6 protein-coding genes are annotated in these 10,582 nt (G+C 35.1%); 5 read left to right on the top strand and 1 reads right to left on the bottom strand.

The features are described 5' to 3' along the window. Window positions 1-220 precede the first annotated feature (220 nt). On the bottom strand, window positions 221-2,092 hold the full coding sequence (locus tag G3A47_RS17130; protein ID WP_166924573.1) for an alpha-amylase family glycosyl hydrolase: 1,872 nt from the start codon (window positions 2,090-2,092) through the stop codon (window positions 221-223). A 287-nt stretch (window positions 2,093-2,379) separates the two neighbouring features. Here G3A47_RS17130 and G3A47_RS17125 point away from each other — a divergent pair, with 287 nt between their 5' ends. The 5 genes from G3A47_RS17125 to G3A47_RS17105 all read left to right on the top strand — a co-directional run bounded on the left by G3A47_RS17125 (window position 2,380) and on the right by G3A47_RS17105 (window position 10,515). Further along, the gene (locus tag G3A47_RS17125; RefSeq protein WP_409994011.1) at window positions 2,380-4,041 is read left to right on the top strand and encodes an OstA-like protein; all 1,662 of its coding nucleotides are present in this window, start codon (window positions 2,380-2,382) and stop codon (window positions 4,039-4,041) included. A gap of 206 nt (window positions 4,042-4,247) precedes the next feature. Next, complete coding sequence (locus G3A47_RS17120; RefSeq protein ID WP_166924571.1) at window positions 4,248-5,444, top strand: aspartate aminotransferase family protein; 1,197 nt, start codon at window positions 4,248-4,250, stop codon at window positions 5,442-5,444. 276 nt (window positions 5,445-5,720) lie between these two features. Next, window positions 5,721-7,118 carry a tetratricopeptide repeat protein gene (locus tag G3A47_RS17115; protein WP_166924569.1) on the top strand — a complete coding sequence of 466 codons (1,398 nt, stop codon included), beginning with the start codon at window positions 5,721-5,723 and terminating at the stop codon, window positions 7,116-7,118. Further along, entirely contained in the window at window positions 7,118-7,867 is a 750-nt protein-coding gene (locus G3A47_RS17110) for a shikimate dehydrogenase family protein (protein ID WP_166924581.1), read from the top strand. The genes G3A47_RS17115 and G3A47_RS17110 overlap by 1 nt, the downstream gene beginning before the upstream one ends. A gap of 668 nt (window positions 7,868-8,535) precedes the next feature. Beyond that, window positions 8,536-10,515 carry a DUF349 domain-containing protein gene (locus G3A47_RS17105; protein WP_166924567.1) on the top strand — a complete coding sequence of 660 codons (1,980 nt, stop codon included), beginning with the start codon at window positions 8,536-8,538 and terminating at the stop codon, window positions 10,513-10,515. Window positions 10,516-10,582 lie beyond the last annotated feature (67 nt).

Genomic DNA, 10,582 nt, shown 5'->3' with positions numbered 1-10,582 from the left:
TCGCTCTAAAGTGGAATCCTGACTATTATTTCTCATCGTAACAAAATTTATTAAAATTAAATTTTGTTACCGAAATAAGTAACCTTTACATTTTCGACGAAGGAGAAAACACCCCCAATTGGACGTGAGCCAATAATGTGATTCCTCATTCTTCGGAATGACAAAAAACAAACAATTCGTGGAAAAAAAAGCGAAGCCGTCTCGATCCCCGGTTACCTTTTTATTTCACTTCATAAATAAATGACTCCGAAGGCATTATTTTTACTCGTGCTACTCCTTCTCCATTCTTTACAATCAGAGACGTTTTATTTTTAAGATACAACTGATCTAAGAGTTCATAAGAACCATCTTTTAACTTCCATTTTGAAATCACCTCCGCAGGGACTTTCAATTCGAACTCACTGGTTTTATCTGAAGAAAAATTAGCCACAACAATCAACTTTTGTGTATCTGACCAGCGAACATAAGAATAAATCAAATCGGTATAACCGACACTGTTCTGACGATTCGCCGAATGAATTTCCTGAAAACTTCCCATCAAAGCCGAACTGTTAATTGAAAAATTCAACAACCTTTTATAAAAATCGCGGAGATTCTTTTCTGATTCCGAAAGTTGTCCGCCGTCAAATTTCCCTCCATTCATCCATCGCTGATGATTTGGAACGCCGATATAATCAAAAATTGAAGTTCGGGAGCGTGTTCCGAAACCGGCATTTTCATTCCCAGCCTCTCCTACTTCCTGTCCAAAGTACACCATTGTCGGTGACGTGCTGATGGTAGTAGAAACAACCATTAAAGGCTTTCCTCTTTCGGGAGTTCCTGCAAACTCAGGACTTGCGAGGCGCTGTTCGTCATGATTGTCTAAAAAGTGCAACATATGATGTTCGATATCCGCCATTCCGCTTTGAATATTCGACAAACCATCCGTTGAAGATTTACCGCGAATGATATCTTTTAACTTATCATAGGTTTCTACTTTATCATACAAATAATCCATTTTCCCCAAACGGATATAATTACGATATTCGTTCGGATTATACACTTCGGCCAATAAAAAAGCATTTGGATTTTTCATCTTAATCGCCGAATTCATATAACTCCAAAATTCGTACGGAACCATTTCAGCCATGTCATAGCGAAAACCATCCACTCCTTTTGCTGCCCAATACAAAGCAATAGACTTAAATTTCTTCCACGAATCCGGTACCTCCTTGTCCTGCCAAAAGTTAAAATGCTCCTGATACGATTTCTGATCAAAACCACTCGGAAGTTCTGCAAAATCCTTTGCTCCATCGGGACGAACTCCATAATTCACCTTTACAGTTTCGTACCAATCGTTCTGATCCGGTTTTATTTTACGCGAACCATTACCCGTCCATTTTGCCGGATCTTCATCAAAAATACCATCAACGAGCGCATTTTTTTCTCCATTAAGCGGAATATCGCCATCAGGAATCTGAAAATGCTGATTCGGTATATAATAGAAATTATTGTTTTTATCATATTCAACCTGTGTGTTATCGTCGGCACCAAAATCACGAACACCCTCCGGATTGCTTTTCCCTTCGTATTTTCGGGCAATATGATTGGGCACTATATCAATAATTACTTTTAGACCAGCTTTATGCGTTCTCGCAATCAAAGCTTCAAATTCCTGTAACCTGTTTGCAGGATTTACTGCTAAATCAGGATTTACATTGTAATAATCTTTTACTGCATATGGAGAACCTGCTCTTCCTTTTACGACCTCAGGATCATCGTTTGAAATTCCATAAGCGGTATAATCGCGAACTAAAGCGTGGTGCGGAACTCCTGTATACCAAATATAGGTAACTCCCAGATCTTTAATTTCATGCAGCGCTTTTTCTGTAAAATCATCAAATTTCCCAACACCATTCTCTTCAATGGTTCCCCAGGGCTTGTTGGTAGTGTTTTTGTTTCCAAATAAACGTGTAAAAACCTGATACACGACAACTTTCTTATCTGTAGCAACTTCTTCTTTCTTTTCGCTCATTTTTAGATCTTTTGTTTTACATGCCGAAAACAGCATTGTCACGGCCAGTCCCGCAACAAAAATTCTTTGCTTTATCATATTGATTTTATAAACTGATTCGTCCCCTAAACAGAAAGAGTAGCTCAATCCTCTAGAAACCATTTTTTAAATTTAAGCTAATTTTTAAACTTCAAGAAAGACTTCAAATCAATTTATACCATTTCTGGTTCAAAAAAGGAAACTACAACGAAAGAGTAGCTTTTTTTGTTGATAATTTAAACCTTCCAAACAGGCTTAACACCGAATGAAATTTAGGAACTATAAATTAATCCTAATATCCGCAAAGGTTGTAACCTTTTTCATAAATTTGACAAAAATTTAATCCATTGAAGAACTCATTCCTTTTCATATCTTATTGTTTGCTTCTTTTAAGTGTTCAAAGCATTTTTGCACAAGCACCAAAAAAAATCATTGTCGAGAATGCTGATTATTCTGATGTCGATCAGGTATTAATGCCGGATGCGCTTTTGTTAACCGGAAATGTGAAGGTAAATCATGATGGCGTAGTTTTAACCTGCAATAAAGCTTATTTTTTTCAAAAAGAAAATTACCTCAAAGCGTTTGGAAATGTACAATTAGTACAAGGAGATACCCTTTATCTCAACAGTAAATATGCCGAATACAATGGTAATATGAAGAAAGCTTTTGCTACAGGAAATGCTGTTATGACTTCTCCCGATGCTACTTTACAGACTGATACAATCAATTTTGATCGAAATGTACAGGAAGTTTTTTATAATACAAAAGGAACTATCATCAACAAAGACAACACTTTGGTCAGTAAATCAGGCCGATATTACGTAACCGAGAAAAAGTTTAAGTTTTTAACGGCTGTAACACTTACAAATCCGAAATACGTAATAAAATCAAATCATCTGGATTATTACAGCAACTCGGGACACAGTTATTTATTTGGCCCGTCAACCATTACCAGTAAAACCAATTACATCTATACCGAAAATGGTTTTTATGATACCAAGAAAAACCTGGCGCATTTACTGCGAAAATCGTATATAAAATACGACGACCGGCTTATAGAAGGCGATAGTTTGTTTTACAACCGCAATACCGAATTCGCATCGGCAACGCGGAATGTAAAGATCACAGATTCTATAAATCGCGGAATCGTAAAAGGACATTACGCAGAAGTCTTCAAACTTAAAGATTCTATGTTTGTAACCAAAAGAGCTGTTGCCGTTAACTTTGTAGATAATGATTCGGTTTATATACATGGAAAAAAACTGATGGTGACCGGTAAAGAAGGCGAGCGAATTCTTAGAGCCTACAATAATGTACGGTTTTATAAAACAGATATGAGCGGAAAATGCGATTCTATTCATTCTAATTCCAAAAGCGCATTAACAAAGCTGATCGGAAATCCGATTCTCTGGAATGGCGAAAGTCAGATTACCGGAGATGTAATGCATTTAATTGGCGATAATACCACCAGAAAAATAGATTCCTTAAAAGTTCTCAATAATACCTTTATGGTCTCGCGGGACACTCTCGGAACGGGTTATAATCAGGTCAAGGGTATTAATTTATTTGGAAAATTCCGGGAAGGGAAACTACATGATGTCGACGTTATAAAAAATACCGAAGTTATTTATTACATGCGAAATGACGCCCACGAACTTATTGGGATCAACAAAAATGTGAGTAGTAAAATCAATATGATTTTGGACAATAATGCTGTCGAAACCATTACCTTTTTCAACAAAGTCGACGGTGACATTTACCCCGAGGCCGATTTGCCCGAAAATGCCCGTAAACTAAGAGGTCTGGTCTGGAGGGGCGATGAACGAATAAAATCTAAAGACGATATCTTTCCTCCCGAAGAAAATGAACTCAATGATAAATTAGTCAAACAAGGAAAAGCAGAAGATGCCAAAGAAAATGTTCCCATGAAAATCAGGAAGGAAACATTAAACTATGACAAAAAGAAACCTCAGGTAAAGACGAAGACTAAAGATAAGGAGAAGAAGTAGTTTTCAGTCGCAGTTCTCAGTAACGTGAGATGTGAAATGTAAAATGTAAAATGTGAAACATTAAACTTGAAACATTAAACTTGAAACATTAAACTTGAAACTTGAAACTTGAAACATGAAACATGAAACCTAAAACTTTAGATTTCAGACTTCACCCTTTAAAACTCAGAACCTAAGAAACTCAACAACTTAGAACCTCAAAAAAAATGAATCCCGATTTTATAAAATACCAGGCTCAAACCTCTCCTAATCCTTTAGGGATGGAGGTTTCGCATGCTATTGGCTCTTACATATACGATACCAACAATAAAAAATATTTAGACTTTGTTGCAGGAGTTTCTGCCTGCACATTGGGGCATCAGCATCCGAGAGTCAATCAGGCCATAAAAGACCAATTAGACAAATATTCGCATGTTATGGTATATGGTGAATATTCACAAAGCCCTGCCGTAGAATATTGCAAATTATTAGCTTCACAGCTTCCTGAGTCCCTAAATAAAACCTATTTGGTCAATTCAGGTACAGAAGCGATTGAAGGAGCGCTTAAATTAGCTAAAAGAACGACAGGACGTAGTCAGCTTATTTCATGTCATAATGCGTATCATGGCAATACGATGGGCTCAATGAGTGTTATGGGCTTTGAGGAGCGCAAACAAGCCTTTCGTCCGTTGCTTCCTGATGTTGATTTCATCACTTTCAACAGCGAAGAAGATTTACAAAAGATAACCACACGTACCGCTGCCATACTTTTGGAGACTATTCAGGGAGGTGCCGGATTTATCGAACCTCATGACAATTTTCTTCAAAAAGTCCGCAAACGCTGTGATGAGGTTGGAGCCATGATGATCGTAGACGAAATTCAACCCGGATTCGGAAGAACCGGAAAACTGTTTGGTTTTCAAAACTACGATGTCGTTCCGGATATTGTCGTAATGGGAAAAGGAATGGGAAGCGGAATGCCTGTAGGTGCTTTTACCGCTTCGGCAGAAAAAATGGATCTTTTAACCGAAAATCCAAAATTGGGACATATTACCACTTTTGGAGGACACCCTGTCATTGCGTCAGCCTGTCTGGCTACTTTGCAGGAATTAACCGAAACAAACCTCATGCAAGAGACTTTGGAGAAAGAAAAACTCTTCAGATCACTTTTGGTACATCCTTTGATAAAGGAAGTTAGAGGAAAAGGATTGATGCTTGCCGCCATGACCGAAACGGCCGAAATAACGAATGAGGTTATTTTGAATTGTCAGGACAAAGGGCTTATTTTATTCTGGTTGCTGTTTGAAGGATGCGCCATAAGAATAACACCGCCATTAACCATTTCTGAAGAAGAAATAAAAGAAGGTTGTGCCCTGATTTTGAATGTTATGGATGAAATACTAAAAAAAGAACAAGAAGTTTAATAAGGAGTTAATCCGACTGTCTGTTTACTCTTTTCTTTTTTGATTGCAAAAAAGAAAAGGGTATTCCTGGCACCGGAACTAAAAACCCCCGATTGCAAATAAATTTCAGAATACGAATCCCGTATTCGTTTATAAATTAAAACAATACAATTATAAACAGAACACGAATTCTGTCCATATTGTTAATTAAATTGTTCAAAACAATTAATCTCCTTTCCCCACAACAATAGTATGGTTGCCTAATTTTATAACAGGCTAATTTCAAATAAACAAAGTATGCAATTAAGCAACGAAGAAGAAGATTATAACCTATCCCTATCCAAATTTGAGTCGATGTTAAAAACAAACAAAGTGCTCTTTTTTGATTCTGAAGAATTTGAAGAAATTATTCTTCATTATTTAGACATAGGTAAGGCTAATTTAGCAAAAAAGGCCTTAAAACTTGCATTAGACCAACACCCTAAATCTACAGGCTTAAAATTAGTACAAGTAGAAATGCTGGTTTACGATGACAAACTCGATATTGCTGAAAAGCTTTTAAATGAGTTGTATGCAATTGAACCTAACAACGAGGAAATTTACATCCAGAAAGCCAATATTTGTTCTAAGAGAGATCAACACGAAAAAGCGGTAGAATTACTTAAAATTGCCCTGCAATATACAGACGATTACGCCGATGTGTACAACTTGATCGGAATGGAATATCTTTTTATGGATAACCTTGAGATGGCAAAAGACAGTTTTATCAAATGTCTTGAAGAAGATTTAGAAGATCAGTCTGCTTTATACAATGTGGTGTATTGTTTTGAGTTTTTAGATCAAAATCAGGATGCCATTGTATATCTTAACGATTATATCAACAAAAACCCGTACAGCGAGATTGCCTGGCATCAGTTAGGTCGTCTGCACTATGGTGTAAAAGAATATGAAAATGCTATTCGCGCCTTTGATTACGCAACAATCATTGACGATGAATTCCTTGGTGCCTTTATGGAAAAGGCAAAAGCTTATGAACGTCTAAAAGAATACGACAAAGCTATCGAAAGCTACAACCGTACCATCGAATTAGACGATGCAACTTCTTATGCTTTGTTACGTATCGGAAAATGTCATGAAAAACTGGGCAATTCAGCCAAAGCATTACAATATTACAATCAGACTGTACATGAAGATCCGCTTTTAGACAAAGGATGGATTGCTATCACTGATTTTTATGTTCGTCAGAAAAACTTCCAGAAAGCCTTATTCTTTGTCAATAAAGCACTCGCAATCGACAATCAAAATCGTTTGTACTGGAAACGTTATGCGACAATAAACAAACAGATGAACTTCTTTGAAGAAGCCGAATTTGGATACAGAAAAGCAGTAGAATTTGGTGATTACGCCTTAGATACCTGGTTGTTTTGGGTTGATATTCTTCAATTCTTAGGTGAATTTGAAAGTGCTATTCAAACCTTGTTACAAGCTTCGGAATATTTCCCTGAGGAAAATGAAGTCGAATATCGTCTTGCCGGATTGTATTTTATGATTCAGGATAACACAAAAGCTAAATTTCACTTAAGCAATGGCTTACGCTTAAACTTTGACAATTACATCTTAATAGAAGACTTGTTCCCCGTGGTCTGGACAAAAAAAATGGTTAAAAATTATATTGAAAAACACAGGAAACAATGATGAAGGATATTTTAAAAAAGCGTTTTGGCTTATTGGGCCGCAATATTAGTTACTCTTTTTCGAAAGGATATTTTACTGAAAAATTTAAGGATGAGGTTTTTGCCGGCAACAGCTATGAAAATTTTGATATTTCAGAAATCAATCACTTCACCGGACTAATCAAAAATAATCCGGATCTAAAAGGACTAAATGTAACAATTCCGTACAAAGAACAAGTCATTCCTTTTTTAGATAAACTTTCAAAAAAAGCCACTTTGATAGGTGCTGTTAATACCATTAAATTTACCAAAAGCGGAAAATTAAAAGGATACAATACAGATTACTACGGTTTCAAGAAATCATTAAAACCACTATTAGAGCCACATCACAAAAAAGCACTCATTTTAGGTACCGGTGGTGCCTCAAAAGGGGTTGCTTTTGCTCTTGATGAGCTTGATATCCCGTATACCTTCGTTTCAAGAGAAGCTAAAGACAATATTATTGATTACGACTTAATCAACGCCACTACCTTTGATAATTTTCAAATCATAATCAATTGTACTCCGGTTGGAACAAGCCCGAATATTGAAGCTTGCCCTACCCTGCCTTATGAATTTTTCACCCCTAAGCATATTGCTTACGATTTAATCTACAATCCGGCAGAAACGCAGTTTTTGAAAAATGCCAAAGAGCAAGGTGCTATTATAAAAAATGGTTATGACATGCTTATTTTTCAAGCCGAAAAAGCATGGAAAATCTGGAATAAATAAATAAATAAATAAATCGTGAATAGTCTACGTTTTTAACCAAAAGCTATTCAGAGCCAACGTAAAGGCTTTAACCAAATTCTTTGAAGATTTGGTTAAAGCCTTTTTTCATCATTAATCTGTTCCTAATCTCCGGTTAAAATGAAACAACCGATATAAATCTATTATAATTAAAAAAAAGGTCCTGCCAAACAATTCTTAATACTATTAGGAACTACAGCTGTGTAAGCAATAATCCTATTCGGATTTAAAAAGATTTCCAAACAACGCTTTTCTCAAATTTACCTCAAAAAATACACCTGCAAACCTCGCCTGTCTTCAACCTGGCATTGCTTTTGGAAGAAACAAATCATACCACTACAGTTTAGAGACCGCTCTTTTAATCTTATTCTGACAAAGGTCATAACTCTTCAAAAAAAAGAGAAACCAAATAAAACCGTTAATTGACAACCAAATAATCCATTAATAGCATTTTTCTAAAAAATATAGAGGGTTAAATTTTGAATTTATTTCAAAAAAAACAAACAAAAAAAGAATATCATATTCTTAAAACAAAACAATAAATATAGATTTCATCGAAAAATAGCGTATAAACAAACGATTTATTTTGTATTTAGAAACACCTTTACTATCTTTCGCTATATTTAAAACCAAAACCTTATACATTTGAAATGTTAGAAGAAAAGAATGATAACCTGCAAGAAGCAGACGGAAAACCAGGAATCGAGATTAGCGATTCTACACCAGATAATGTTATTGAAGAATCTGATTCTGAAACAGCAGCCGAAAATTTAGTTTCAAACACTGAAATTGAATCCGAAACTCCTGAAGCAGATCATCAGGAAGCATTAGATGCTATTACAAATTCGAACGCTGAAGAAAGTGAAGACGAAACGCTAAAAGAGCGTCATGAAATTCCTATGCAGGATTATGACACTTTTACGTTAGACGCCCTTGTTGACGAATTGAAAAAGCTTGTAAATACAGACAAAACAATGTCTGTAAAAGAGCATATCGAAGAAATCAAAAAATCATTTTTACTACAATACAATCATCTTATCGAGGAGAAAAAAGAAGAGTTCAACGCTTCTAAACAAGATCCTAATGAAGAGTTTGAATACCATTCCCCTTTAAAATCTAAATTCGATGAATATTATTCTATTTTTAGAGAAAAAAGAAATGCTCATTTTAAACATTTACAGACCAATTTAAAATCAAATTTAGACAATCGACTTGCTATAGTTGAAGAGCTAAAAGAACTTATAAACCCACAGGAAAACATCAAAGACACGCTTAAACATTTTAATGATTTAAGAGAAAGATGGAAAAATGCGGGACCAATTCCAAAAGACAAATACAATCACGTTTGGAATAACTATCATTTTCATGTAGAGAATTTCTATGACTATCTGCATTTAGACCGCGAAGCCAGAGATTTAGATTTTAAATATAATCTGGAGCAAAAGCAAAAAATTATAGCTCGCGTAGAAGAATTGGTAAACGAAACCGATATCAGTAAATCTTTTAGAGAATTACAAGATCTTCACCGAATCTGGAAAGAAGATATTGGACCAGTATCTAAAGAACACCGCGATACGATCTGGAATAAGTTTAGCGAACTGACTAAAAAAATTCACGATAAAAGAGAACTTTTATTTGAAAGCCTAAGAGCTAATGAGCAACAAAATCTTGAAATTAAAAAAGAGATTATTGGTAAATTAGAGGTTTTAGGTACTGAAAAAGTAAACTCACATTCGCAATGGCTGATACAAATACAAAAAGTAGAAGCGTTAAGAAATGAGTTTTTTGCAGCAGGAAAAGTTCCGTCTGAAGTAAACGAAGAAACCTGGGCTTCTTTTAAAACGGCTGTCAGAAATTTTAATTCTTTTAAAAATTCTTTTTACAAAGACATTAAAAAAGATCAAAACGACAACCTAAATAAAAAAATGGCTCTTGTAGCCAAAGCCAAAGAATTACAGGAAAGTACTGATTTTACTGCCACTACTCCGATTATGAAACAAATTCAGGAAGAATGGAAACAAATTGGTCATGTTCCTAAAAAGTATTCTGATAAAATCTGGAAGGATTTTAAAGATGCCTGTAATCATTATTTTGACAAATTAAAAGAGCACAAATCGGAAGAAAACAGTGATGAAGTTGCTGCTTTCGACAACAAAAAAGCATACTTAGAAACTCTTAGAGCCTACCAGCTTACAGGAGAACACAAAACAGATCTTGACGCTATAAAATTACATATCGAAACCTGGAAAGGTCTTGGTAAAGTACCATTTTCAAGACGTCACATTGAAGGAAAATTCAATAAAATTCTGGATGCTCTTTTCGAAAAATTAAGTTTGAGTAAAAAAGAAACCGAAATGATGCGTTTCTCTAACCGAATAGATTCTCTATCGGAAAGTAATGATACGAGAAAACTGGACAATGAGAAGATTTTCTTAATGCGTAAGATTGAAGAAGTTCAAAATGAAATTTTCCAATTAGAGAACAATATTCAGTTTTTTACTAATACAAAAAATGCAAAGAAAGAGAATTCTATTGTTCTTGAGGTACGCAAAAATATAGCTATACATAAAGAAAGTCTGGAAGTCTGGAAAGATAAACTAAAACAGTTAAGAAACTTAAATCAAGAGTAAAATTTGAGTTTAAAAACACAATTCTACAAGGTGTAATGAAAATATTCATTGCACCTTTTTTTTATGC

The sequence above is a fragment of the Flavobacterium poyangense genome (assembly GCF_011751075.1).
Classification (GTDB): Bacteria; Bacteroidota; Bacteroidia; order Flavobacteriales; family Flavobacteriaceae; genus Flavobacterium; species Flavobacterium poyangense.
This window is presented reverse-complemented; position numbering and strand designations above follow the sequence as displayed.

Excerpts from the sequence above, each read along its gene's own strand:
- G3A47_RS17120 (WP_166924571.1), top strand. The coding sequence starts at position 4,248 with ATGAATCCCGATTTTATAAAATACCAGGCTCAAACCTCTCCTAATCCT.
- G3A47_RS17110 (WP_166924581.1), top strand. The coding sequence starts at position 7,118 with ATGAAGGATATTTTAAAAAAGCGTTTTGGCTTATTGGGCCGCAATATT.
- G3A47_RS17130 (WP_166924573.1), bottom strand. The coding sequence starts at position 2,092 with ATGATAAAGCAAAGAATTTTTGTTGCGGGACTGGCCGTGACAATGCTG.
- G3A47_RS17115 (WP_166924569.1), top strand. The coding sequence starts at position 5,721 with ATGCAATTAAGCAACGAAGAAGAAGATTATAACCTATCCCTATCCAAA.
- G3A47_RS17105 (WP_166924567.1), top strand. The coding sequence starts at position 8,536 with ATGTTAGAAGAAAAGAATGATAACCTGCAAGAAGCAGACGGAAAACCA.